The 23,414-nt window shown below is 60.9% G+C and carries 20 protein-coding genes and 4 pseudogenes; 16 read left to right on the top strand and 8 right to left on the bottom strand.

Translation table 11 applies throughout. The features are described from left to right. Positions 1–54: 54 nt before the first annotated feature. On the bottom strand, positions 55–1,143 hold the full coding sequence (gene hrcA / locus OF122_RS00410; protein ID WP_264225923.1) for a heat-inducible transcriptional repressor HrcA: 1,089 nt from the start codon (positions 1,141–1,143) through the stop codon (positions 55–57). A 187-nt stretch (positions 1,144–1,330) separates the two neighbouring features. On the opposite strand from hrcA, the gene rph reads away from it, so the two are divergent. The 3 genes from rph to hemW are packed head-to-tail and all read left to right on the top strand — an operon-like array spanning position 1,331 to position 3,827. Beyond that, on the top strand, positions 1,331–2,050 hold the full coding sequence (gene rph, locus OF122_RS00405; RefSeq protein WP_264225922.1) for a ribonuclease PH: 720 nt from the start codon (positions 1,331–1,333) through the stop codon (positions 2,048–2,050). Beyond that, a complete protein-coding gene (gene rdgB, locus OF122_RS00400) occupies positions 2,047–2,679 on the top strand; it encodes an RdgB/HAM1 family non-canonical purine NTP pyrophosphatase (protein WP_264225921.1) in 633 nt (210 codons plus the stop codon). The genes rph and rdgB overlap by 4 nt, the downstream gene beginning before the upstream one ends. Beyond that, on the top strand, positions 2,676–3,827 hold the full coding sequence (gene hemW, locus OF122_RS00395) for a radical SAM family heme chaperone HemW (RefSeq protein WP_264225920.1): 1,152 nt from the start codon (positions 2,676–2,678) through the stop codon (positions 3,825–3,827). The genes rdgB and hemW overlap by 4 nt, the downstream gene beginning before the upstream one ends. A gap of 100 nt (positions 3,828–3,927) precedes the next feature. On the opposite strand, the gene OF122_RS00390 is transcribed toward hemW, so the two are convergent. After that, positions 3,928–5,178 carry a penicillin-binding protein activator gene (locus OF122_RS00390; RefSeq protein ID WP_264225919.1) on the bottom strand — a complete coding sequence of 417 codons (1,251 nt, stop codon included), beginning with the start codon at positions 5,176–5,178 and terminating at the stop codon, positions 3,928–3,930. Positions 5,179–5,305: 127 nt separating this feature from the next. Here OF122_RS00390 and rsmI point away from each other — a divergent pair, with 127 nt between their 5' ends. From rsmI to OF122_RS00370, 4 genes are all read left to right on the top strand, one after another. Next, complete coding sequence (gene rsmI, locus OF122_RS00385) at positions 5,306–6,190, top strand: 16S rRNA (cytidine(1402)-2'-O)-methyltransferase (protein WP_264225918.1); 885 nt, start codon at positions 5,306–5,308, stop codon at positions 6,188–6,190. After that, positions 6,159–6,545 carry a YraN family protein gene (locus OF122_RS00380; protein ID WP_264225917.1) on the top strand — a complete coding sequence of 129 codons (387 nt, stop codon included), beginning with the start codon at positions 6,159–6,161 and terminating at the stop codon, positions 6,543–6,545. The genes rsmI and OF122_RS00380 overlap by 32 nt, the downstream gene beginning before the upstream one ends. A 23-nt stretch (positions 6,546–6,568) precedes the next feature. Next, on the top strand, positions 6,569–7,510 hold the full coding sequence (gene gshB / locus OF122_RS00375; RefSeq protein ID WP_264225916.1) for a glutathione synthase: 942 nt from the start codon (positions 6,569–6,571) through the stop codon (positions 7,508–7,510). 71 nt (positions 7,511–7,581) lie between these two features. Further along, positions 7,582–8,217, top strand: coding sequence for a MarC family protein (locus OF122_RS00370; protein ID WP_264225915.1), 636 nt, complete (start codon positions 7,582–7,584; stop codon positions 8,215–8,217). Between the two features lie 139 nt (positions 8,218–8,356). On the opposite strand, the gene OF122_RS00365 is transcribed toward OF122_RS00370, so the two are convergent. Both OF122_RS00365 and OF122_RS00360 read right to left on the bottom strand, forming a co-directional pair. Next, positions 8,357–9,196: a glycoside hydrolase family 25 protein gene (locus OF122_RS00365; RefSeq protein WP_264225914.1), complete on the bottom strand. Its 840-nt coding sequence runs from the start codon at positions 9,194–9,196 to the stop codon at positions 8,357–8,359. A 152-nt stretch (positions 9,197–9,348) separates the two neighbouring features. Then, the gene (locus OF122_RS00360; RefSeq protein WP_264225913.1) at positions 9,349–9,711 is read right to left on the bottom strand and encodes a response regulator; all 363 of its coding nucleotides are present in this window, start codon (positions 9,709–9,711) and stop codon (positions 9,349–9,351) included. A gap of 297 nt (positions 9,712–10,008) precedes the next feature. On the opposite strand from OF122_RS00360, the pseudogene OF122_RS00355 reads away from it, so the two are divergent. Next, positions 10,009–10,653, top strand: a pseudogene (locus OF122_RS00355) (magnesium chelatase domain-containing protein); the annotation flags it as partial. A gap of 169 nt (positions 10,654–10,822) precedes the next feature. On the opposite strand, the pseudogene istB reads toward OF122_RS00355, so the two are convergent. Together istB and OF122_RS00345 are read right to left on the bottom strand one after the other, a co-directional pair. Beyond that, a pseudogene (gene istB, locus OF122_RS00350) lies at positions 10,823–11,383 on the bottom strand (IS21-like element helper ATPase IstB); the annotation flags it as partial. A gap of 75 nt (positions 11,384–11,458) precedes the next feature. Continuing rightward, positions 11,459–11,809, bottom strand: a pseudogene (locus OF122_RS00345) (integrase core domain-containing protein); the annotation flags it as partial. Between the two features lie 134 nt (positions 11,810–11,943). Between OF122_RS00345 and OF122_RS00340 the strand changes: the two are divergent. Further along, on the top strand, positions 11,944–13,233 hold the full coding sequence (locus OF122_RS00340; RefSeq protein WP_264225600.1) for an IS110 family RNA-guided transposase: 1,290 nt from the start codon (positions 11,944–11,946) through the stop codon (positions 13,231–13,233). 210 nt (positions 13,234–13,443) lie between these two features. Here the strand turns inward: OF122_RS00340 and OF122_RS00335 are convergent. Beyond that, a pseudogene (locus tag OF122_RS00335) lies at positions 13,444–14,456 on the bottom strand (helix-turn-helix domain-containing protein); the annotation flags it as partial. A gap of 91 nt (positions 14,457–14,547) precedes the next feature. Here OF122_RS00335 and OF122_RS00330 point away from each other — a divergent pair. From OF122_RS00330 to OF122_RS00300, 7 genes are all read left to right on the top strand, one after another. Further along, on the top strand, positions 14,548–14,829 hold the full coding sequence (locus OF122_RS00330; protein WP_264225912.1) for a RidA family protein: 282 nt from the start codon (positions 14,548–14,550) through the stop codon (positions 14,827–14,829). A gap of 383 nt (positions 14,830–15,212) precedes the next feature. After that, on the top strand, positions 15,213–15,923 hold the full coding sequence (locus OF122_RS00325; protein WP_264225911.1) for a GNAT family N-acetyltransferase: 711 nt from the start codon (positions 15,213–15,215) through the stop codon (positions 15,921–15,923). A 786-nt stretch (positions 15,924–16,709) separates the two neighbouring features. Then, positions 16,710–17,018, top strand: a complete 309-nt coding sequence (locus OF122_RS00320; RefSeq protein ID WP_264225910.1) for a hypothetical protein — start codon at positions 16,710–16,712, stop codon at positions 17,016–17,018. Next, the gene (locus OF122_RS00315) at positions 17,015–18,823 is read left to right on the top strand and encodes a methyl-accepting chemotaxis protein (protein ID WP_264225909.1); all 1,809 of its coding nucleotides are present in this window, start codon (positions 17,015–17,017) and stop codon (positions 18,821–18,823) included. Before OF122_RS00320 ends, OF122_RS00315 begins: the two co-directional genes overlap by 4 nt. A 581-nt stretch (positions 18,824–19,404) precedes the next feature. Next, positions 19,405–21,279, top strand: a complete 1,875-nt coding sequence (locus OF122_RS00310; protein WP_264225908.1) for a heavy metal translocating P-type ATPase — start codon at positions 19,405–19,407, stop codon at positions 21,277–21,279. Between the two features lie 150 nt (positions 21,280–21,429). Then, complete coding sequence (locus tag OF122_RS00305) at positions 21,430–22,185, top strand: SDR family NAD(P)-dependent oxidoreductase (RefSeq protein WP_146291693.1); 756 nt, start codon at positions 21,430–21,432, stop codon at positions 22,183–22,185. After that, positions 22,182–22,529, top strand: coding sequence for a c-type cytochrome (locus OF122_RS00300; protein ID WP_193731056.1), 348 nt, complete (start codon positions 22,182–22,184; stop codon positions 22,527–22,529). The genes OF122_RS00305 and OF122_RS00300 overlap by 4 nt, the downstream gene beginning before the upstream one ends. A 331-nt stretch (positions 22,530–22,860) precedes the next feature. Here the strand turns inward: OF122_RS00300 and OF122_RS00295 are convergent, their stop codons facing one another. Next, positions 22,861–23,256, bottom strand: a complete 396-nt coding sequence (locus tag OF122_RS00295) for a hypothetical protein (protein WP_264225907.1) — start codon at positions 23,254–23,256, stop codon at positions 22,861–22,863. Positions 23,257–23,414 lie beyond the last annotated feature (158 nt).

Raw genomic sequence — 23,414 nt, 5'->3', positions numbered from 1 at the left:
CAAGGGCGGAAATATTTCAAGCCTCGTGGCGAAAAGCCCCACTTAACAAAACCGCTAAAGCTCGGTTTTGCGCGAGATCAGCTTGGACACAACATGCGCGGTATAATCGACCACCGGCACAATGCGCGCATAATTGAGCCGCGTCGGCCCGATCACGCCCAGGACGCCCACCACCTTGTCATTGGCATCCTTGTAGGGCGACAAAACGACCGAGGAGCCGGAAAGCGAAAACAGCTTGTTTTCCGAACCAATGAAGATGCGCACCCCTTGGGCGGTTTCCGCATCGTTCAAAAGATCGATCAGCCCCTGCTTGGTTTCGATCTCGTCGAACAATTGCCGCACACGGGCCAGATCTTCCGATGCCATCGTGTCATCGATCAGATTGGCCCTGCCCCGAACGATCAGCGTCGGAGCAGAGGTATCGGCCTCGATCATCGAGGCCAGCCCGGAATCCACCAGCCGCTGCGCAATGGCATCGAGTTCGGCCCGCTGGCTTTCCGATTGCCGGCGGATCGAATCGCGCGCCTGCTGCAGCGTCTTGCCCACGATGTGATGGGCCAGAAAGTTCGATGCCTGGGTCAAGGCGCTCGCCGTCAGCCCCGGTGGCAGCGCAATAATGCGGTTTTCAACCTGCCCGTCTTCCCCCACAAGAATCGCCATGGCCCGCTCGGGGTCGAGCCGGACAAATTCTACATGCTTGAGCACCATGTCCGATTTTGCGGCAATCACCATGCCCGCGCCATGCGACAGGCCCGAGAGCAAGGCACTCGCTTCGTTGAGAAGGTCTTCGACACGTCCCGACCTGCCCCCGCCCGAAACGGTGCGGGCGATCTGGTCGCGCTCGGTCTCGTCCATGGCGCCCACTTCGAGCATGGCATCGACGAAAAACCGCAAGCCTTCCTGCGTTGGTGCCCGCCCCGCCGATGTATGCGGTGCGGCAATCAGGCCCAGCTCTTCCAGATCGGCCATCACATTGCGCACGGATGCGGGCGAGAGTTGCATGTCGAGCATCTTGGAAATGGCCCGCGACCCTATGGGTTCGCCGGTTTCCAGATAGCGCTCGACCAGCCGCCGGAAGATGTCCTGGCTGCGCGCCGAAAGGGTCGTCAGGAATTCGGGCGAATTCAGTGGTGTTTTTTCCATTTCGTCTTTTTCGCTTCCAGGGCCGGCGCTGGCAAGAAATTGAATCCAAACACAATCAAATGCCCCAGGTTAACTAAGTAGGAGAAATCACGGGGACCGCCAAGGGCGCGCCGCTTGTTCCAGCCGTCTTGAACCGTTAAGAGGCTGGTAACCATATCAGCCAACAGACACCGGGAAGACAGTTTTTATGCGGCCAAGCGGACGGGCAAGCGATCAGATACGCGATGTGACAATTGAACGGGGCGTCGCGCCGCAGGCGGAGGGCTCGTGCCTCGTCTCGTTCGGGCGGACCCGCGTTCTGTGCACCGCAAGCGTTGAAACCTCCCTTCCGCCCTGGCGGCGCGGTCAGGGCTTGGGCTGGGTAACCGCCGAATACGGCATGCTGCCCCGCGCCACCGGCTCACGCACCCGCCGCGAGGCGACCGCTGGCAAGCAATCGGGCCGTACCCAGGAAATCCAGCGCCTGATCGGGCGCTCCCTGCGCGCCGTCATCGACATGCAGGCTCTGGGCGAAAATCAGGTCATTTTGGATTGCGACGTGCTCGAAGCCGATGGCGGCACCCGAACCGCCTCGATCACCGGCGCCTTCGTTGCGCTGTCGGAAGCGATTTTCTGGATGAAGGAACGTTCGCTTTTGAAGGGCGATCCAATCCGCGACCATGTGGCTGCCGTATCGTGCGGCGTCTATCGCGGCACCCCGGTGCTCGATCTTGATTACCTCGAAGACAGCGAAGCCGATACCGACGCCAATTTCGTTCTGACCGGTTCGGGTAAGTTCGTTGAAATCCAGGGCACGGCCGAAGCCGAACCCTTTTCCGCCCAGGAGCTGGCCGAACTGATCGGACTTGCCGAAAAGGGCATTGCCGAACTGGTTGACCTGCAGCGCGCCGTATTGGGGGCGTCATGACGATCAGGCTCAAGCGCGGCGACCGGCTGGTTCTGGCCACTCACAACAAAGGCAAGCTCGCCGAATTTCAGGACATGCTGAAAGACTTCGGCCTCGAGATCGTCTCGGCCGGTGATCTGGGCCTGCCCGAGCCGGAAGAGACCGGCACGACATTTGTCGAGAACGCGCGGCTCAAGGCGCACGCGGCCGCCAAGGCGACGGGCGAAATCGCGCTCAGCGACGATTCGGGCATTTCGGTTGATGCGCTTGATGGCCAGCCCGGCGTTTACACCGCCGATTGGGCGGGCGTGCCGCGCAATTTCACCAACGCCATGCAAAAGGTGCAGGATCTGCTCGTCGAAAAAGGCGCGACCGAACCGGGCCAACGCAGGGCCCAGTTCAATGCTGTGCTCTGCCTCGCCCTGCCCGACGGCACCGACATGGTTTTCGAAGGTGTCGCTCCCGGCACGCTGGTCTGGCCGCCCGTCGGAGATTCGGGCCACGGCTATGACCCCATGTTCAAGCCCGATGGATATGAGAAAACCTTCGGCCAGATGAGCGCTGAAGAAAAACATTCCTGGGCCCCTGGCAAGGAGGGCCTGTCCCACCGTGCCCGCGCCTTTGCCAAATTCGTAAAGGACGTGCTTTGAGCGCTAACACTGCATTCGGGGTCTATGTCCACTGGCCGTTCTGCGCGGCCAAATGCCCCTATTGCGACTTCAATTCCCACGTCCATCACGGCAAGTTCGACGAAGACAGCTTCGTTAGCGCCTATGTCAAGGAAATCGAGACCACCGCCCGCCGCGCGCCCGAGCGGCTGGTCGAATCGATCTTTTTCGGCGGCGGTACGCCCTCGCTCATGAAGCCGGCTTCTGTCGGCACCATCCTTGATGCCGTCGCAAAGAACTGGCAGATCGCCGACAAGGTCGAAATAACCCTCGAAGCCAACCCCACCTCGGTCGAGGCCGAGCGCTTTCGCGGCTATCGCGCTGCCGGGGTCAACCGCGTCTCCCTGGGCGTGCAATCGCTGCGTCCCGAGCCCCTGGCCCGCCTGGGGCGCCTGCATTCGGTCGAGGATGCGGTGGCCGCCGTGCGGCTGGCGCAATCGATCTTCGATCGCTCGAGCTTTGACATCATCTATGCCCGTCCCGACCAGACATTGGGCCAGTGGGAGGACGAGCTGACCGAGGCGCTGGCGCTATCGGAGGGCCATCTCTCGCTCTACCAGCTCACCATCGAATCGGGCACGCGCTATTTCGACCTGTTCAACGCCGGCAAACTGAAAATGCCATCTGAAGATCTTTCTGCCGACATGTTCGAAATGACCCAGGAATTGACCGCTTCCTACGGCCTGCCGGCCTATGAGATTTCCAACCACGCCCGCCCCGGCCAGGAAAGCCGCCACAACATGATCTATTGGCGCTATGGCGAATATGCCGGCATCGGGCCGGGCGCCCATGGTCGGCTGATCATGGGCGGCGCCCGCCACGCCACGGCGGCTGAGAAAATGCCGTTCAAATGGTGGGAAAAGGTCATCGAGACCGGCGATGGGCTCGTCACCGACGACACCCTGACCTGGGACGAAGAAGGCGACGAATATCTCGTCATGGGCCTGAGATTGCGTGAAGGGATCGACCCGGCCCGCTACCAGGCCCTCGCCCGCCGCGCGCTGACCGCCACCCAGATCGATTTCCTAAAGGGAATCGGCTTCATCGAAACCCTCCCCAACGGAAGGTTGCGGGTGACCGACAAGGGCTGGCCCGTCCTCGACGCCGTGGTCGCCGATCTGGCCGCCTAAAGCGTTTCCAGGATAAGTGGGAACCACTTATTCGGTTCGGAAGCGTGACAAAACAAAAACTTAGAGCAATTGAAGCGATTCGGAGAAACGCTGAATGCTCTTAACGAAATTCCGCCGCCGGCGGAATGCCCGCATCAATGCCCGCGCCGCCGCTCGAAGCGAGCGGCAGGCCGCCCAGCCGCGCAGCGTCGATGGTGACGGCGGACCCCGCGGCGACCTCACGCATGACCAGTCCGTATTCCCCCCGCCCGTCGAAATGGAGCCGGAACGGCCCGTCGCGCCCCGCAAATCCGGTCGGCGAAACCAGCCCGGTCCCGTAAGGCGGTGTGGCAAGGCTCAGGCTGGGCGTGTTGGCCAGCAACACCGCCGAATAGGCCAGGGTCGTGAGCTGATGCGGCTCGCTGCCAAATCGCGTGTGATAAACGGGCGCCAGCGCTGCAAGTCCACCCGGATCGATCGCCGGATAGACCGCCCCCGCCAGATAGGGCTGATTGAGAACGGCTCTATCGCCCTCCCAATCGGCCGATCCCATGATCAGCACCCGGTCGCGCGGCAGCCGCGCCGCATCGAGCAATATGCCGAAACTGGGCGCCGTGGCCCGATCGGGGATATAGAGCGTATCGACCAGATTGGACCGCATGGCCGGGGCCAGTCGTTCCACCGCGGTGCGGGCGCGCGCCTCGCTGTCGAACCTTTCGATGGCAACGATCTGCATGCCGGTTTCCCCCGCCGCAAGTCGCAGCGCGTCGGCCTGCGCATTGCCCAGCGGGGTATCGGGAATGATCGCTGCAATCGTGTTGCGTCCCTGCGCCCGCGCATGGGTGAGCGCGCGCGTGATCTCGGCTTCCGGCAACACGCTGAGCAGATAGACCCCGTCGGTGGCAACGCTGGCGGTGGAGGAAAACCCGATCAGCGGCGTGTCGTAGGATTTGGCGATCGCCCCGGCCAGCCCGACAGCGTCAGCGGTCAGCGGCCCCAGGATCAGCTCGGCCCCCTCGGCCAGCGCCTGCTGGGTTGCCGCGCGCGCCGTTTCCGGACCGGTGCCGGCATCCTTGATCACCAGATGGATGTTTTGGCCGCCGGTCCGGGCGATTTCGTCCATAGCGAGCCGCGCGCCATTGACCATGGCCCGCCCCACCGGTCCCGAATTGCCCGAGAGCGGCAGGATCAGCGCCACCCGCACCGGCCCGCTGCCAATGATTTCGCCATGCGCGGGCGCCAGCACGGCCCCTGCCGATTGGAGCGGCTGGGCAAGTCCGGTGCCCTGAATGCGCGGCTGGCCTGCCGAGCAGGCCGCAAGTGCCAGCAAAAGCACCGCGCTCAATAGCGCCCTTGCCCAGATCTGCTGCAAACCCCACTCCCTTCATCATGCCCGGCCGGCAAATCTTCCACTGATTCGCGCCGAAATCGGAACCGCCGTCCGCCTCGACAAACCCCCTTCCAATGTTAAAAGAAGGGCACTAAGCCAAGGGACCATTGTGAGCCAGGACAAATCCTACCAGATATCGGGCCATCGCGTCTCCGTGCAAAGCCCGGCCCCCGGCCTCTATCCGGTGGCCACCCCCATCGGCAATCTGCGCGACATCACCCTGCGTGCCCTCGATATCTTGGCCGGCGCCGATCTCGTTTTGTGCGAGGACACCCGCCATTCCGCCCGCCTGTTTGACGCCTATGGCATCAAAACCCCCCGCACGGCCCTGCACGAACACAATGAACGCGCCCGCATCGAACCGATCCTCGACCAGATCAGGGACGGCAAGGCCATTGCGCTGATCTCGGACGCCGGAACCCCGCTCCTGTCAGATCCGGGGTTTCCGCTCGTTCGCGCCGCACGCGAAGCGGGGATCGATATCTTTCCCGTCCCCGGCCCCTCGGCCCTTCTTGCCGCGCTCACCGGCGCCGGCCTGCCCACCGATTCCTTTGCCTTCTTCGGCTTTTTGCCCCCCAAGACCGGCCAGCGCACCAACGCGCTTGCGTCCCTTATCGGGCGCCCCGAAACGCTGGTCTTTTACGAATCCCCCCGCCGCCTCGGCGCGACCCTGTCCGACATGGCCCAGACCTTTGGCCCCGACCGTCAGGCGGTGGTGGCGCTCGAATTGACCAAGCGCTTCGAGCGCTTCGAAACCGGCCCACTCTCCGATCTCGCCATAACTTTTGCCGAGGATACGAAAGGTGAGGCTGTGATCCTCGTCGCCGGCTCGGACGGTACGGCACCAAGGGCGGGCGGTGATTGGGAGGCGGCGCTGAGCGAAGCAATGGCACAAATGCCGTTGCGCGCCGCCGTCGATCAGGTCTCGGTCCAGTTCGGTCTCAAACGCAAACAGGTTTACGATGCCGCCCTCGCGCTCAAGGCCAGCACCTGATCCGCGCCGCCGGGCCGAGCGCGCCGGCCGGTCCGCCGAAACACTGGCCTGCTGGCTGCTGCGCTTCAAACTCTATTCGATCATTGCCACTCGCTACAAAACCCCGGTCGGCGAAATCGATATCGTCGCGAAAAAGGGCCGCCGCATCGTCTTTGTCGAGGTCAAGCAGCGCTCCGGCAGCCAGATGGCCCGCGATCAGGCTTTGGCGTCGGTCAACACCGCCCGCATCGTGCGCTGCGCCCAATGGTTTCAGTCCGCCCACCCCGCCTATCAAGGCTGTGATTTCCGTTTCGACGTGATAACGCTTGCACCGGGACGCTGGCCGCACCATCTGGTCAATGCCTTTACCGCCTGACGCTTTTCTCTGAGGATCTTTCCATGTCCCTTTCCGTCGCCGTGCAGATGGACCCCATCGACGCCATCAACCCTCTGGGCGATTCCAGTTTCGCCCTGATGCTCGAAGCCCAGGCGCGCGGTCATACGCTCTCCTATTACACCCCTTCCACCCTCGCCCAACGCGGCAACAGGGTGACGGCACGCGTGCATGGGGTCAAAGTGGACGACAGGGAAAAGGGCCTCCATTTCACGCTCGAGGACTGGCAGAAAACCGATCTGACAGCGTTCGACGTCATCCTGCTGCGTCAGGATCCGCCCTTCGATATGAATTATATCACCACCACGCACATGCTCGAGCTGGTGCATCCCCAAACCCTGGTGGTCAATCACCCCAGGGAGGTGCGCAACGCGCCCGAAAAGATCCTCGTCACCAGCTTCCCCGAGCTGATGCCCGATACGCTGATCACCCGCGATGAAACCGAAATCCGCGATTTCCGGGCCGAATTTGGCGACATCATCTTAAAGCCGCTTTTCGGCAATGGCGGCGCAGGCGTGTTCCGCATTCGCGAGGGCGACGAAAATCTCGGCGCGCTTCTCGAAATGTTCAACGCCAGTTTCCGCGAACCCTTCATGATCCAGCGCTATCTCCCCGAGGTGCGTAAGGGCGACAAGCGCATCATCCTTGTCGATGGCAAGCCCGTGGCCGGGCTCAACCGTATTCCTGCCGAAGGCGAATCGCGCTCCAACATGCATGTGGGCGGGCGGCCCGAACTGTCCGAATTGACGCCGCGCGAGCACGAGATCTGCGAGATCATCGGCCCCGAGCTCAAAAAGCGCGACCTGATCTTTGTCGGCATCGACGTGATCGGCGGTTATCTGACCGAAATCAACGTCACCTCTCCCACCGGCATTCGCGAGGTCAAACGCTTCGGCGGCCCCGATATCGCGGTCATGGTCTGGGACGCCATCGAAAGCCGCCGGTAGTCAAGCGCTTCGGCCCCCGGTATGGTCGCCGCTGATTCACGTGGAACAGCGGCACATTGGGGGCCGGGACGATGTCGGGCAATTTTCTCGTGGCCTTCGCCACATTCTTTGCGACGATCGGTGTTGCCGATATCGCCTTCATCTTCGCGGGCCTGACGCGCAGCAATACGGCCAAACAGCGCTTCGTCTTCGCCTCGCGCGGCGTTCTGATCGCCAGCGGAATTTTGCTGTTCTTCGCCTTTGCCGGCAATGCCATCCTTGAGATCTTCGGCATCACCCTGCCGGCCCTGCGGGTGGCCGGCGGCATCCTGCTGCTGTTGATCGCTATCGACATGGTGTTTGCCCGCCATTCGGGCGCCACCGGCACCACCTCCGAGGAAGAAGCCGAAGGCATGTCGCGCACCGACATTTCGGTCTTTCCGCTCGCCATGCCGCTCCTGGCCGGGGCCGGCTCGATTTCCGCGGTCATCCTTTTGACCACCGGCGCCACCACCGATCTCGAATTCTGGATCGTCATTGCAGCGCTTGTCGCCACCCTGGCGCTGGCCTGGCTGGCGCTTCTGGTCGCCATTCCCATTCAGCGCGTTCTGGGATTGACCGGCATGTCGGTGGTTTCCCGCGTGGTGGGTATCTTGCTCACCGCGCTGGCCGTCCAGTTCGTCTTCGACGGCATCAGCGCCAGCGGCATTCTCGGCGGATCGAGCTGAACGCGACCAGCAAGGATCATTTCAGCGGCGCACACCGTCCCTGACCCGTAAGGCGCATATGGGTGCGGGGGTCGCACCCGGAGTGTTCCCAGCAAAAGTGCTTTGCACTTTTGCGGTTCGGGAACGCGACCAGCAAGGATCATTTCAGCGGCGCACACCGTCCCTGACCCGCAAGACGCATATAGGTGCGTGGGTCGCACCCGGTCAAAAAGAACTGGATCCAGTCGCTTTCCGACCCATACCACGCATTGCGGTCGACTTCGGTGCGGATGCCCGGCACGGTCCCGGTCTGGGTGTACTGCCAGAAGGTGAAGGGCCGGTTGGAATAGCGCTCATGGGGCTCGGCGGCCACCGACCGCAGCCACATCGGATTGTCGATCTGGACGCCCTCCAGAACGTCGCGATGGAAATTGATGTCGGTATAGATCACCGGAACCTTGCCTGTATGGGCCTCCATTCCCGCCAGGAGCACACGCACCTTGTCGAGCACTTCCTCGCGCGTCAGATCGTGCTTGCACGACGAGCCATTGTTCCATTCCAGATCGAGCACGGGCGGCAGCGCGTCGGCTTCGGCCGGAACATTGGCGGCAAACCACGCCACCTGTTCGGAGGCTGGCCGGCACCAGTATATGAAATGGTACGCCCCGCGCGGAATGCCGGCAGCCCGCGCCTCGTCCCAATTGGTGCGGAAATTGGGGTCGAGATAATCCCCACCATCGGTGGCTTTGATATAGGCAAAGCGGGTGCCCGCCCGCGCCACGGCGCGCCAGTCGATATTGCCCTGATGGCGCGATACGTCGATGCCGTGGATGGGCAGCGAATGGGCGCGCGCCACACCCGGATGGGGCTTGTTGTCGCCCTTGGCCGGATAATAATTGGCCCCGCAGGCGGCCAGCACCCCGATCAGGGCGAGACCGGCCGCAAGCGGCAGGATCGTCTTGGTCAGCTTGGGCGAGCGGAAAATACGCGGCAGGGGCATGGAGCGGAAAACTCGACAATTTGGGAAAAATCTATCTCAAATTGTCTTGGCCCAATTCTCCTTAACACCCCGCTCACAAGGCTGGTTAACGGGAAGTAAAGCCCCGAAAGCGTGGCTCCCGGGGCACAGATTTTTCACAATGAAAACGCCGATCAGGCCGCCAGCGCCCGCGCTTGCGAAACCACGGCATCGGTGTCGTAGGGCTTGGCAATGAAACTGTCGGCAACCTCCGTCCTGGGCGCCGCCCGGCCCGAGGTGACAAGCACCGGAATGTGCGGCCAGCGTGACTTGATTTCCCGTGCCAGATCGAACCCGGTTAGCGTCCCGGCCAGTTCGACATCTGTAAACACCAGTCCGATCGACCCGCGGGTTTCAAGCAGCTCGATTGCCTGTTCGGCGTCGGGGACCTCGATCACCGAAAATCCGGCATCGACCATGGCCAGGGTGATATCGAGCCGAACCAGCGGTTCGTCCTCGACCACGAGGATCAGGGGAGCATCCTTTCTCTGCAACATTTTTTGCCTCCAAAATTTCCAGCCGCCGCCGGAACGAAAACAGGGCGGCGGCCAATCGGCCGCGCCCCCGCTCGCGTCGATCCACTGGTGCATAATGGGCCGGGATTTAAGCCATAGGCACGGCTGCGATCCCGGTCAGTTCGTCATATCAATGCTGCTGCACCCCATCCGTTCCGCCGTACCCGATGCACGGCTTGGTGATCGGCCTTGCCGCCAACGCATGTTCGCTAAACGTTCTTGTTCTCGGATTTGTTTCTTGCTAGCGTCGCCCTCTCATTCATCCGTGCGGGGGACGGCATGGCAACGCGGATCACCACAGTCGCCTTTCTGGGCATCGAGGCCGTTCCGGTCGATGTGCAGGTGCAGATTTCGCCCGGCCTGCCGCGCTTCAACATCGTTGGCCTGCCCGATAAGGCAGTAGGGGAAAGTCGCGAACGGGTCCGCGCCGCGCTGATCGCTTCGGGCCTGGCGCTGCCCGCCAAGCACATTTCGGTCAATCTCGCCCCTGCCGATCTGCCCAAGGAGGGCAGCCATTACGATCTGCCCATTGCTCTGGGGCTGATGGCCGCCATGGGCGCCATCCCCGGCGATATGCTCGAGCGCTTCATGGTACTGGGCGAATTGGCGCTCGATGGGCGCGTCTCGCCCGTCACCGGCATCCTGCCCGCCGCCATTGCCGCCAATGCGCGCGATCTTGGCATCATCTGCCCGGCCGCCTGCGGCGCGGAAGCGGCCTGGGCCGGCGAAAATATCGACATCGTCGCCATCGATACGCTTTTTGCGCTGGTCAATCATCTGGCCGGTCGGCAGATGGCGGCCCGTCCCCAGCCGGTTCGCGCCCTGCCCAATTCCACCGGCCCCGACCTTGCCGATATTCGTGGCCAGGAGGTCGCGCGCCGCGCACTCGAAGTGGCCGCCGCCGGTGGGCACAATTTCCTGATTGGATGTTTACAACAGCGTGAGGTCATGCAGTCATATACGCATGACGTGTCAACGGCGGGGTAAAAGTCGGCCATTGGGCGGCGCAAAACCAGGCCACTTGATGTTGGGGGTATCGAGCGCCGGGAGGGCGTAGCCCGAGCGGTGTTCGATACCCCCAACATTGCGTTTTTCAGGACGTGCGGCTGGCTTTGCGTGCCCGGCTTTGGGCGAGGCGATAGCTGTCACCATTCATCTCGAGGATGCTGACGTGATGGGTCAGGCGGTCGAGGAGCGCGCCGGTGAGGCGCTCGGACCCGAAGGTCTCGGTCCATTCGTCGAAAGGCAGATTGCTGGTGATCAGGGTGGAGCCGCGCTCGTAACGCTGCGAGATCAACTCGAACAGCAACTCGGCCCCGGTCTTGGACAGCGGCACGAAGCCCAGTTCGTCGATGATGAGCAGCTTGTAGCCAGCCATCTGCTTCTGGAAGCGCAGAAGGCGACGTTCGTCGCGCGCCTCCATCATCTCGCTGACCAGGGCGGCTGCGGTGGTAAAGCCGACGGACAATCCCCTCTGGCAGGCTGCCAGGCCAAGACCGATCGCAACATGGGTCTTGCCCGTGCCACTGGGTCCGAGCGCGATAACATTCTCGCGCCTTTCGATCCATTCGCAGCGCGCCAGTTCCAGCACCAGCATCTTGTTGAGCTTGGGGATGGCGGCAAACTCGAAGCTGTCGAGGCTTTTGGCGGCCGGGTGTCCGTCGTCAGAACATTTGGCGCAACTCGCGGTGTAGATTAGCGGAGCATTGGCCTCATCTGGGGGTTAATATTAAGCGGCGAGCTTGCGGTGCTGCAAGCGCCGATGTTCGATTGTCTTGCGTTTGATCCTTTCTCGCTGTTCGATGATGGCGGCGGCTCTGCCGAAGTAGGCGTCGGCGGGGGTCACATTGCGCAGGCTCTCGTGATAGCGCCGGTGGTTATAGTGCTCGACGAACGCCTCGATCTGGGCCTCGAGATCGCCCGGCAGGAAGTAGTTTTCCAGCAGGATGCGGTTCTTCAGCGTCTGATGCCAACGCTCGATCTTGCCCTGGGTCTGGGGATGCATTGGAGCGCCGCGCACATGGCTCATGGCTTGGGCCTCAATATATTCGGCCAGGTCGCCGGCGATGTAGCTGGGGCCGTAGCACGTCAGGAATAAGCGCTGCAGCTAGGTTATGGCCACGCGCGTAGCCTCCACATAGCGCAGCGGGTGGCCATAACCGGTCTCAGGTCTCAACAGTGGTTTTGCTGAACCACACCGCTGAGGAGACGGCTATGACCGCTACCTATCCTATTGCGTCCACCTTGTTGGTCGCTATCGATATTTCCAAGCATCGCCATGAGGTCCTGATCGGGATACCTTGCAAAAAGCGCCGTCGTCGTTTGACAGTCACCAATACGCTCGAAGATTTTGAACGCCTGACTGGTGTTCTTGCGGCTTATGATCTCCCGGTGCGAATCGGGTTCGAGGCGACTGGTAATTATCATCGGACCCTGGCCCATCATCTTGGACGGGCCGGTTTCGAGCTCAAGCTTGTGTCATCTGTCGGATTGGCGCGAACACGTGAGGCGCTGCACAATAGCTGGGACAAGAACGATCCGAAGGATGCCCAGGTCATCCTGCACATGCTCGAGATCGGGGCCGTTCAGTTCTTCCATGATCCGCTGGTGTCCGGGACCGCCGATATCCAGGAACTGTCGAAGACCCACGAGATCGTTTCCCGCTCCAAGACTGAGCTCTGGCACCGTATTCTGACCCACTACCTGCCGCTGTATTTCCCCGAAGCCGAACGATTCCACCGAAGCTCACGGACAGATTGGTTCCTTGCATTTCTGGAGAAGTATCCCTCACCATCCATGATCACGGCCATGGACCGCGATGCATTCATCGCGGATGCCTGGGAGGTCGTTGGCCGCAAGGTCTCCAAAGAACGCCTGCTTTCCGATATTTACGCCACGGCGACCGGATCGGTGGGTCTGCCTGTCCATCCAGAATCTGATGCTGTCCGCATGTTCCGGCTCGTGCTTGCAGAAGGTCGTAGCCTGATCCGGCAACGCGATGAGATTGAAGCCCGTGCTGTCGCGCTACTATCGGATAACCCTGACTATCAGTTGCTGACGACCATTCCCGGGATCGGGCCAATCAACGCAATGACCATCCTCGCCGAAGCCGGCGATCTGCGTCGTTTTCGTCACCACCGTCAGTTTCTTAAGTTCTGCGGCATGGACCTCGCCACAGTTCAGTCGGGCATGTTTCGTGGAAGCAGCCGCATCTCAAAATACGGTAATGCCCGATTGCGGCGAACGCTCTGGATGGCTGGCCAAACCGCAGTTCTCAAACGGACCAATAGCTTCCGGGATAAATTCGAGCGATACATCTCCAAGGATCGGCACAACGCCCATCTGCGCCGCAAGGCCTATACTGCCATTGCAGCCAAGATGGCGCGCACCGTTCACGCCGTGCTTAAGCGTGGCGAACCCTATCGCCCCTTTTTTGAGGGGGCGAGCCCAGGCGGAAGGACCTCCATCTGTCGGAGCCGTGGAGGCAGTGAGGCAGTTCGCTGACCTCGTAGATAATGTTCGGGCCTTCTGCTTGGGATTTGGGATCTCGTATTAAGGACGGTGAGGGCCGCCACAGCGCGTACCCTGTGTTTGCTATGGAAGAGATCATTTCTTGACGGCAGAGCCCGTCTGGGCAACTTTATAAGGGCACCCGGAACGCCGGGTGCCCCATGACCTGTTGACCTACGCTGCAAAAAATTCCCGACATAGGACGTTGTCGCTGAGCAGCCGGGGTTTGTGGCACACATGGGCCTGATCGCAGCCCGAGGCCGCGAGCGCCAGATCCAGCGTGTCGGTGACGTCCTCGGCGCGCATCGTGCTGCACAGCTTCCAGCTGATGATGTAGCGCGAGTAATCGTCGAGCACAGTCGACAGATACATCCAACCCCAGCCGATGATCTTGAAGTAGGTAAAATCGGTCTGCCACATCTCGTTGGGCCGCGTGGTCTGGGTATGGAAGCGATCGGCGGCCTTGATCACCACATAGGCCGGGCTGGTGATCAGGTCCTGGGCCTTCAGCAGGCGGTAAACCGTGGCCTCCGACACGAAGTAGCGCTTCTCATCGGTGAAGCGCACGGCCAGTTCTCTCGGGCTCAGCTCGGACTGTTCCAGCGCCAGCTCGATGATCTGGTCGCGGATGTCAGGCGGGATACGGTTCCACACCCGGCTTGGTGCCGATGGCCGATCTTTCAGCGCCTCTGGGCCGCCTTCGAGGTAGCGGTCATACCAGCGGTAGAAGGTCCGGCGTGGGATTCCCAGTTTATCGAGCGTTCGTGTTGCTGGCAGATGGGATTGCTCGACCAGCCTGATGATCTCGAGCTTCTCGGATGATGGATACCTCATGCGTCGTCGTCCCCATCCGCGATCATGCTTTTTTTAAGCAGACGGTTTTCCAGCGTCAGATCGGCAACACATTCCTTGAGCGCTCCGGCCTCACGGCGCAGATCCTTGACCTCGTCGCTGGTGGCGGCCCGGGCTGTATCGCCAGAAAGCCGACGCTTTCCCGCTTCCATGAATTCCTTCGACCAGGTGTAATACAGGCTCTGGGCGATGCCTTCCTTGCGGCACAACTCGGCGATGCTGTCATCGCCGCGCAAGCCTTCCAGGACGATCCTGATCTTGTCTTCCGCCGAAAAATGCCGCCGGGTGGCCCGGCGGATGTCCTTTACCACGGCTTCCGCAGGGGCCTTGGTCCGCGATTTTGCATTGGAGGATTTGGGTCTCATCTTCGTTCCTTCGTCACTACGATGAGACCCAAATCCTCCTTAAATCACAACCTCAAATCTGTGCCATAGGCGCTGACGGGGAACAGGCGGCATGACGGCTGGTGACCGCACCCAGGACATCTCAGGTCAAACCGCCCAAGTCCTAGCCAAGATCGACCACTATCTTGAGCAAGCAGGCATCGATAAGACGCACCTTTTGACTGCACAAATATGGCTCAAGGATATCAAGCGCGATTTTTCTGGAATGAACGCCGTGTGGAATGCCTGGACCGCTCCCGGCGCTGCCCCAACCCGGGCGACGGCTCAATGCGAAATGGCAGCGCCCGATATCCTTGTCGAAATCATCGTCACCGCAGCCCTGAGCTTGGACTAAATTTTGCTCGCTGGTCCGGCCAATGGGAATTGTCCCGGGCATAGACAAGAAACTTTTCGGTCCGGGTTCAATGTCGAGACTACCTGCTACTCTGCGTTGTTCACCACGCGATGTCGGCCTCAAGTGGTCGATGTCAGACCCGCAAGTGAGGGCCGAGTGATTGGTGATCAGGCTGGAGGGATACCCGCAGGCGTGGAACTGCGCTTAGGCGGGTACATCCTGAGCGAGGGCGTTAGCGCAGCGTTCTGTGTGATGCGACTAATGGTAGTAGTGGCAAAAACGTGCATAGAGACAGAACGCGAACGCCGATCTGATGACGTTGACCAGTGTGGCCGACTGAGCAGGATGGGGAATACAAACGAAGGTGTTCAGTAAGACCGAATATGATCAGAAAGTACCCTGAAGTGACCGAAGACCTATCACATTGGACTCCGCGCCCAAAACCCTCTACTCAGCCGATGGACGGCCGCTTCGTCCGGCTGGAGAAGCTCAACCCAGCCAAACACGCTGATGACCTGTTCGACGCTTCGGCCCAGTCAGACGGCGAGGAACGTTTCCGCTGGTTGCCCGATGCGCCGCCCACCGATCGCGCTAGCTTTCGAACATGGATGGAAAAATCCGCAGCGAGCGAGGACCCGCTCTTCTTTGCCGTGATCGACAAAGCCTCGGGGAAGGTTGCGGGTCGCCAGTCCTTTATGCGGATGGATACGGCTCACGGAGTGGCAGAAATCGGCAATATATATTGGGGACCACTGGTCTCGCGCAGGCCTGCAGCGACAGAAGCATTATTCCTGTTCGCTCGCCATATCTTTGATGACTTGGGCTACCGCCGGTTCGAATGGAAGTGCAACAACGAGAATTTACCGTCCAAACGAGCCGCACTTCGCTTCGGCTTCCGTCACGAAGGGGTGTTCCACCAGCACCTGATCGTCAAGGGGCGAAACCGCGACACTGCATGGTTCGCGATGCTCAACAAGGATTGGGCGAAGCTTCGGCCAGCTTACGAGCGCTGGTTGTCGGACGATAACTTCGACGCTCGAGGCGCACAACGCAAGAAGCTTGAGGAGCATCGCGCAGAACTCGGGGCGGTCTAGAACGTAGAGCTGTCGTTTCCTAGAACGAAACCCAAGTCCTCAAAAGTCTGACATCGCGCTGCCTTCGTAGTCTTCGCCATGCACCATCGGTGGAATGCAGAGGTTTGCAACAACGGAAACGGCTTGGTTGATCGGCCAGCGATCATCAGTGTCCCGGATGAGTGCCATGCAGTCGAGGTTGCGTTCCTTGAGGTTCTGGAGAGCATCTCATCCGTCTCGAGATAGTTGCCGATCGGCGCTGTGTCCGGAGGTGGGGCGCGGCCGGAAGGGCTGCTTTTGCGGTTTATCCGCCCAATCCTGCTTGTCCGGTATCCACCCCCAATCGGCCGTAAACCATGTCGGACAATTGTAGACACAACGTGCTGGTGCGCGGGCCGTCCGGAACGTGGCAGGGATTTTAGAATCAATCCATGACGGTTTGCGGCAGGTGTCGACGCCATCCCCGACGTTCCAAGATCGCGAATAGCTTCCCGAAAGCGGTCGTTCCCAGCGCGCTCGTCTACCGGCTGAATCGGGGCCGATTCCAGACTGACCGGTTCTGGCAAATAACCGAAGAAAGCCGCCGTTCAGCTGCCGACCCCATCCCGGTCGTTCGAGCCGCCCTTGGGTCAACCTAAAAGCGGACTTCGCGCACTTCAGGTGGAGTACAAAAAACGGCCCAAGCTGCGCTAGTCTGAACGCTACGATAGCTTTGTGGAGCGGTGGAATTTAATCAAATTGGTAACCCTTCAAGCCTAATATCATGTCCATAAACGTGGTCCGAATGTCCTAGTGGGGCTCGCTATAATGCGCCAACTGGCCCCAGCACTTATTTACTCGGCCGTTTCGGTCCTGCTGGTTGCCGCCTTCATGTTGGCGCCGCAGAGCAAGGGTGAAATGGCGGTGGCCTTTTCACCCTTTACCAGCGAAGAAACCGCCTGGTCGATAGTGCGCGCTGCCGGCGGCTATGCCGTGGGGCCGACCAGAATCCCCAATATCGTCGTGGCCTATGCTGATGACTCAGATTTCCAGCAGCGGGCCCGAAGCCTGGGCGCGCTGTTTTTCCTCAAGGCTTCCGGGCTCTGTGCTCCACAAACTAATCGTGAAACAACATGACACTCGATACTATCCGCAGCCGTGCCTCGATCTTCGTCGCCGCTTTGGCGGCGACCATGGCCGCCATCGCGCTCATCTGTGAATTGATGTTTCAGGGCACATTGGGCCTGGGCAGCATGCTCGCCGGTATCGGGCTGGCGGGGCTGGTGATCACCTATCTGGCCAACCGCCAGTCAGCCGCCTTCCGCTATATGGCAGTGGCCGTGATGATGGCGCAGGTGATGGCCATGTTGATCGCCACCCGCGGCCAGCCAGAGCAAAACGATATTCACATGGCGTTCTTTGCCGGGCTGGCTGTCTGCGCCCTGCTTTACGATACCAAAGCCATCTTGCTGGGTGCGGCCCTGGTCGCGGTGCACCATCTGGTGCTGGGCATGACGCTGGATGATCTCATCTTTTACGGCGGTGGCGGCTTTGGCCGCGTGCTGTTGCACGCCGTGATTCTGATCATCGAAGCGATCGGCCTCGTCTGGATGACCGTCAATACCCACCACCTGCTTCAGATAGCCGACGAGCGTTCACAACAGGCCCAGTCCAGCGCCCAGGAAGCCGAACTGCTTGCCGATGAAGTACAGCGCACCACGGCCACCAGCCGTCAGGAACGCCAGTCGACGATGCAGCAGCTGTCCAGCGACTTTAACCGCGTGGTGGATGCGGCCAGCAGTGGCGACTTCTCGGCCCGCATCGAAACCAGCTACAGCGATCCTGAACTGGCCAATCTGGCCACATCGATCAATGGGCTGATCACCACCATGGGCGAGAGTCTGGGGGAAACCGGGCGGGTGCTGTCCAGCCTCGCCGAAACCAATCTGACGCAACGCGTTAAAGGCCAGCATAGTGGCGCCTTTGCCAAGTTGCGAGACGATACCAATGCGGTGGCTGACAAGCTGACCGATATCGTGGGTCAGTTGCGCAAGACCTCGCGCGGCGTGCGAGCAGCGACCGGGGAGATCCTGGCAGGGGCCAATGACCTGAGCGAGCGCACGACCAAGCAGGCCGCCACGATCGAAGAGACCTCGGCGACAATGGAGCAATTGGCAACCACGGTGCTGCAGAGCGCCAAGCAGGCCCAGAACGCCAGCGTGAAGTCACAGGAAGTATCGCGCGCCGCCGAAGAAGGCGGTGTGGTGATGACCCAGGCGACCGGGGCGATGGAGCGGATTACGAGTTCCTCGTCCAAGATTTCCAATATCATTGGTCTGATTGACGATATCGCCTTCCAGACCAATCTACTGGCGCTGAATGCGTCGGTAGAAGCGGCGCGCGCCGGTGACGCTGGCAAGGGTTTTGCCGTGGTCGCCGTCGAGGTTCGGCGTTTGGCCCAGTCGGCAGCCAGCGCCTCGGCCGACGTCAAGGTCCTGATCGAACAGAGTGCGACCGAAGTGGCCGACGGCTCCAAGCTGGTGGCCGAAGCGGCCAGTAAGCTGGAAGCCATTCTGGCGGGGATCCGCGAGAACAGCCTGGTGATGGAAGGCATTGCACGCGACAGCAAGGAACAGGCTTCCTCGATTGAGGAGGTCAATGTCGCCGTGCGGCAGATGGACGAGATGACCCAGCACAATGCTGCTTTGGTGGAACAAACCAATGCGGCAATCGAGCAGACGGAGGGTCAGGCCAGCGAGCTCGACCGGATCGTTGATATCTTCGTGCTCGATGACAGTGCCCGACCGGCGAAGGCGGCGCCGGCGGCCGTCCCGGCCCAGCGCATCGGCATCAAGGGCTTGCAGGACAAGGTCAAGCACGCTGCCAAGGCCTACATCAGCCATGGCAATGCTGCTGTTGCCAAAGACTGGAACGAATTCTAGACGTAGCCATCGGTGTGATTGACAAAAGGGGGCGCCAGGTAGGCGCCCTCTTGTGTTTTTCTAAGTGCATTATGGCGCACCAATAGCGCAATTGTGCGGCAGCCAGTTCGGTAAAACTGACGTCGGCCCGACGTCCGATCGTTCACTCGATGTACAACGAATGTTTGTGAGGCAAACTTGCCGCCACATCCGTTCGCCAAAGTGTCCGCTTTTGCACTGCGAACCGCCTCCGCTGTGCGAAGGAGATGGGGCGCGCTGCCGACGAAACTCAATGGTCACGTAAACGGCAGGTTTTGTGCCTTATCTGCCCGAAACTAGCCAGTCCGCACCCCACCCAGGGTCGCCGGGCACCTGACGACCCCATATCGGTCATCAACGATGACTGATGTACGCCCGAGAGCTGACATTCAGTTGAGGCACACTTCGTCGTTTGGCGGCGGTCATTGGGGGCAGTGCGAGCCTCTTGCGCGGCTGAGTGCCTCATATCACCGATACTGCTTTCCCGAGCTGGCGCTGCGTGAACGTGATAGGAATAGTGGTTGCAAAGCCTGACCTGACTCGAACCCGGAATGACACGCCTGATGCCCCCGTCACTGCGAAGCCGCCTGAATGTTGCCCTGCTGGTCGTAGCCCTGTCAGGGCTGGTTTCAGGCTTGGGTCTGATGTGGGCCAGCAACAACGAGCTTGCCAGGATTGCGTGGTTCGTTGGCGTCGTTCCTGTCCTCGCAGCCCTTCTTGTCGAAATCGTCCGCAGTCTTGCCAAGGGCGAAGTGGGCTTGGATATCGTGGCCGCACTTTCAATGTCGGCCGCCTTGTTTTTTGGTGAGACGCTGGCGGCGGCCGTCGTTGCCCTGATGTATTCAGGCGGCACGTTCCTCGAGAGCTTTGCGGAAGGCAGAGCCCGTCGCGAAATGAGCCAGCTGCTGTCCCGCGTGCCACGGACCGCCACCCGGCACCGAGACGGCAAGCTCGAAGAGGTGCCGCTCGACGCTATCGAGCCGAGCGATCTGCTCCTGATCCGACAGGGCGACGTGGCGGCCGTGGATGGTGCTGTTGAAAGCAGCACGGCGATGTTGGATCAGTCAGCACTGACAGGCGAGTCGATGCCGGTGCGGCTTGGCCGTGGCCAGAATGTGATGAGCGGCTCGACCAATGCAGGCGAGGCGTTCGATCTTCGGGTTACGCGACGCGCCTCGGAAAGCACTTATGCCGGGATCGTGCGGCTGGTCGAGGCGGCCCAGGCATCAAAGGCGCCGATGGCTAGACTCGCCGACCGCTATTCCCTGCTGTTCCTGCTCATCACCGTGATCCTTGCAACGCTGGCGTGGTGGTTCACCGGCGACCCCATACGCGCCGTGGCGGTCCTTGTGGTCGCAACACCTTGCCCGTTGATCTTGGCTGTTCCGGTGGCGCTTGTGGCAGGGCTGTCGCGGGCAGCGCAGTTTGGCGTGCTGATCAAGGGCGCCAGGCCGCTTGAAGCGCTCGCCAGCATCCGGACGCTGGTATTGGACAAGACCGGCACCCTGACGGATGGACGCCCCCAGATCGTTTCGATCGATACGATTGAGAGCGTGCGCGAGGAAGAACTGCTGTTCCTGGCCGCTTCGCTTGAACAGGCGTCCAAACATCCGATGGCGCAAGCCATCGTGACATCGGCGCGCGAGCGCGGAAGCGTCCTGCGCATTCCCGGGGAGGTTGTGGAGGTCCCGGGAGAAGGCCTTGAGGGTACGGTTGATGGCCGCAAGGTTGTGGTTGGCGGCGCAAGCTTTGTCGCGCATCGCATTGGCAGCGCCGTACCCGAAAGCCGCATTCTCGATGCTGGCGCCGCTCTTGTCGCAGTGGCAATTGACGGAAAGCTCGCCGGACACATCACTATGGCCGATGCATTGCGCTCGGGAACGCAAGGGCTGCTGGCAGGCCTACGGCGCTTGGGCATATCCCGGATCATGCTGGCGACCGGCGATCGGCGCGCTGTGGCCGACGCCATCACGGCTGGATTGAACCTCGATGCAGTCCACGCCCAGATGACGCCTGACCAGAAAGTGCAGCTGATCCTGACCGAAAGGGAAGGCCATGCTCCTGTGATGATGGTGGGTGACGGCGTCAATGATGCGCCGGCGCTGGCCGCGGCGGATGTCGGGGTGGCGATGGGCGCGCGTGGCGCTGCCGCCTCTGCAGAGGCAGCCGATGTCGTCCTGCTGGTCGATCACCTCGATCGCCTGCTGCCCGGGATCGAAATAGCGCAAGGCGCGCGGCGGATTGCGCTGCAGAGCGTTGCTGTCGGCATCGGCCTGTCGGTCGCAGGCATGATCGCTGCCGCGCTTGGCTACCTGACGCCAGTCCAGGGGGCGCTGCTGCAGGAGGCCATAGACGTCGCCGTCATTCTCAATGCCCTGCGAGCGTTGCGGATCAAACCACATGCGCTTCCCACGCCAGATATTGCTACCGCGTCCTAGGAGGATAGTGATGAGCCGCTTTTCGCATCCTGAAGTCCACAGCATGTGTCGGATCTTCGGGGTTAGCGCCGGATAGCGCGGAGGTCAGTTGATCTCGATCAACGCGTGACGGTTGAACAGGCGTAGACTGAGGCCTAAACGGAGGTGGTCATGCGTATACAGGACAAGGTTGCGGTCGTCACGGGAGCTGGCTCAGGCATCGGTTTGGCCATTGCCCGCCGGTTCGTGGCGGAAGGGGCAAAGGTTGTTGCCCTAGACTGGCATGCCGACGCCATCGCGGCGGCAGTGAGCGACATCGGAGGCGCCATCATTGGCATGACGGGTGATGTGTCCAAGGAGGCAGACTGCGTTGCGATGATCGATCGTGCAGCAGCCGAATTTGGGCGCGTCGACATTCTGGTCAACAATGCCGGCGTGATGGACCTGTTCCAGTCCGTTGCCGACGTCGACAACGCGACATGGCGCCGCTGCATGGCGGTCAATGTCGACGGGCCTATGTATGCCATGCGACGAGCGGTTCCGCTGATGCTGGAACTGGGAGGCGGCTCAATCGTCAATATCGCATCCGTGGCCGCTACAGGTGGCGGCGCAGCGGGCGCGGCCTATACCGCCTCCAAGCACGCGCTTATCGGCCTGACCAAGAGTACAGCGTTTCAATATGCTAAGCTTGGACTGCGCTGCAATGCGCTGGCAGTGGGCGGCGTCAGCACCAACATCATGGATAGCGTCGAGGGGCACGCGCTCGACCAGGCTGGGCTCGGGCGATTGGGTGCTTATCAGGCCAGCAATCCGGGTATGCTTGAACCGGCCGACATCGCCAATGCCGTTCTGTTTCTCGCCTCCGACGAGGCCCGTCACCTCAATGGCGCGGTGCTGCCGGTGGATATGGGCTGGAGCGCGGCATGACCGATAGAGGACGTGCGACTACCGACACCGCACTGCGTGTTTTTGTCCCGCTTTGGCTGTTCTTTGCCGGTTGCGTCGTCGCACAGGCATTCGATCGAGTTGAAGACGGCCGGGCGTTGGTGACGATGTACTGTGCCGATTGTCATGCGATCGGAACCAATGGCGAAAGCCCCCTGAATATCGCGCCACGGTTTCGTGACCTTCATCTGCGCTACGACGTGGAGTTCCTGAGCGAAGCGCTTGTCGAAGGGATCGTTACAGCCCATCCCGAAATGCCGCAGTTCGAGTTTGACCCTGACCAGGCTGCAGCTATCGTTGCTTACCTCAAGACATTGGAGCCTTGAGGCCAGTGGGGGCACGTCCTGATGAGAGATGGCGCTACGTCCAACAGTTGCGATCCTATTGACCCGCCATTGCGCTCGCCAGCTAGAGCATGTCAGCTTTCAGATCGGCTGGTCCAGAAGCTGACTGTCTGAAAACCACCCCCAATCGGCCGTAAACCATATCGGACAATTGTAGACACAACATGCTGTGTGATGGTCCGTCGGGCCGCCCGCACGAGTTGAACACCTATCCATCATTGCAGTCGTTTTAGAGCGGCGCGAGCCCGCTCTGGTCTAGACAGAGTAGGCCCTGAAGCTGCCGGCCAGTAAGCCGTCGCCGAAATCTGCCTTTTCAAACGAACATCTGATCCCGTTGCTTTCGCTTAAGCGCGCTTGAGCTTTCCGACGCACGATCGACGATAGTTTGCGCAGCAGCGTCTTGGATGAATGCCACGGCATCGGCGACCGCGTTCTTCCCTTTGAACATGAGGTCTTCATTATTTTCGCGATCCCTGCCGAAAACGAGAAGCGGACCATAAACATGGATAGACATGTCGAGCGAAGGATACCGGAACACGCGGATATGGGCTTCGGGAATTCCGTAGGTGTCAAAATCGACGCAATGGCGAATGATGACCTCATCGGTCCAGCCTGCATCCGACAGCTCAACAAGCAAATCTTTGCGTAGGTTGAACTCATTGTCACAATAAAGGACGTGGTTGAAATCTTCTTCTTCGGGTGTTTGCACTTCGTACTCCAGACCATAACGAATCTATTTCCGAAAAATGCTCGCTCCGCCCCTGGAATGAGTCAACAGCTACCACTGGCCCTCCACCTTAAAGCGCCGGGTGCTGGATTGGCATCCGTTCACGGCGCCTGACTAAGAGGGCGTTGTTCCCGCTAACT

The organism is Pelagibacterium flavum (genome assembly GCF_025854335.1).
GTDB lineage: Bacteria > Pseudomonadota > Alphaproteobacteria > Rhizobiales > Devosiaceae > Pelagibacterium > Pelagibacterium flavum.
This window is presented reverse-complemented; position numbering and strand designations above follow the sequence as displayed.

Coding starts and splice junctions, on each gene's coding strand:
- hrcA (WP_264225923.1), bottom strand. CDS start 1,143: ATGGAAAAAACACCACTGAATTCGCCCGAATTCCTGACGACCCTTTCG.
- rph (WP_264225922.1), top strand. CDS start 1,331: ATGCGGCCAAGCGGACGGGCAAGCGATCAGATACGCGATGTGACAATT.
- rdgB (WP_264225921.1), top strand. CDS start 2,047: ATGACGATCAGGCTCAAGCGCGGCGACCGGCTGGTTCTGGCCACTCAC.
- OF122_RS00380 (WP_264225917.1), top strand. CDS start 6,159: ATGCCGCCCTCGCGCTCAAGGCCAGCACCTGATCCGCGCCGCCGGGCC.
- gshB (WP_264225916.1), top strand. CDS start 6,569: ATGTCCCTTTCCGTCGCCGTGCAGATGGACCCCATCGACGCCATCAAC.
- OF122_RS00370 (WP_264225915.1), top strand. CDS start 7,582: ATGTCGGGCAATTTTCTCGTGGCCTTCGCCACATTCTTTGCGACGATC.
- OF122_RS00365 (WP_264225914.1), bottom strand. CDS start 9,196: ATGCCCCTGCCGCGTATTTTCCGCTCGCCCAAGCTGACCAAGACGATC.
- OF122_RS00360 (WP_264225913.1), bottom strand. CDS start 9,711: ATGTTGCAGAGAAAGGATGCTCCCCTGATCCTCGTGGTCGAGGACGAA.
- OF122_RS00340 (WP_264225600.1), top strand. CDS start 11,944: ATGACCGCTACCTATCCTATTGCGTCCACCTTGTTGGTCGCTATCGAT.
- OF122_RS00330 (WP_264225912.1), top strand. CDS start 14,548: ATGACGGCTGGTGACCGCACCCAGGACATCTCAGGTCAAACCGCCCAA.
- OF122_RS00325 (WP_264225911.1), top strand. CDS start 15,213: ATGATCAGAAAGTACCCTGAAGTGACCGAAGACCTATCACATTGGACT.
- OF122_RS00320 (WP_264225910.1), top strand. CDS start 16,710: ATGCGCCAACTGGCCCCAGCACTTATTTACTCGGCCGTTTCGGTCCTG.
- OF122_RS00315 (WP_264225909.1), top strand. CDS start 17,015: ATGACACTCGATACTATCCGCAGCCGTGCCTCGATCTTCGTCGCCGCT.
- OF122_RS00310 (WP_264225908.1), top strand. CDS start 19,405: ATGCCCCCGTCACTGCGAAGCCGCCTGAATGTTGCCCTGCTGGTCGTA.
- OF122_RS00305 (WP_146291693.1), top strand. CDS start 21,430: ATGCGTATACAGGACAAGGTTGCGGTCGTCACGGGAGCTGGCTCAGGC.
- OF122_RS00300 (WP_193731056.1), top strand. CDS start 22,182: ATGACCGATAGAGGACGTGCGACTACCGACACCGCACTGCGTGTTTTT.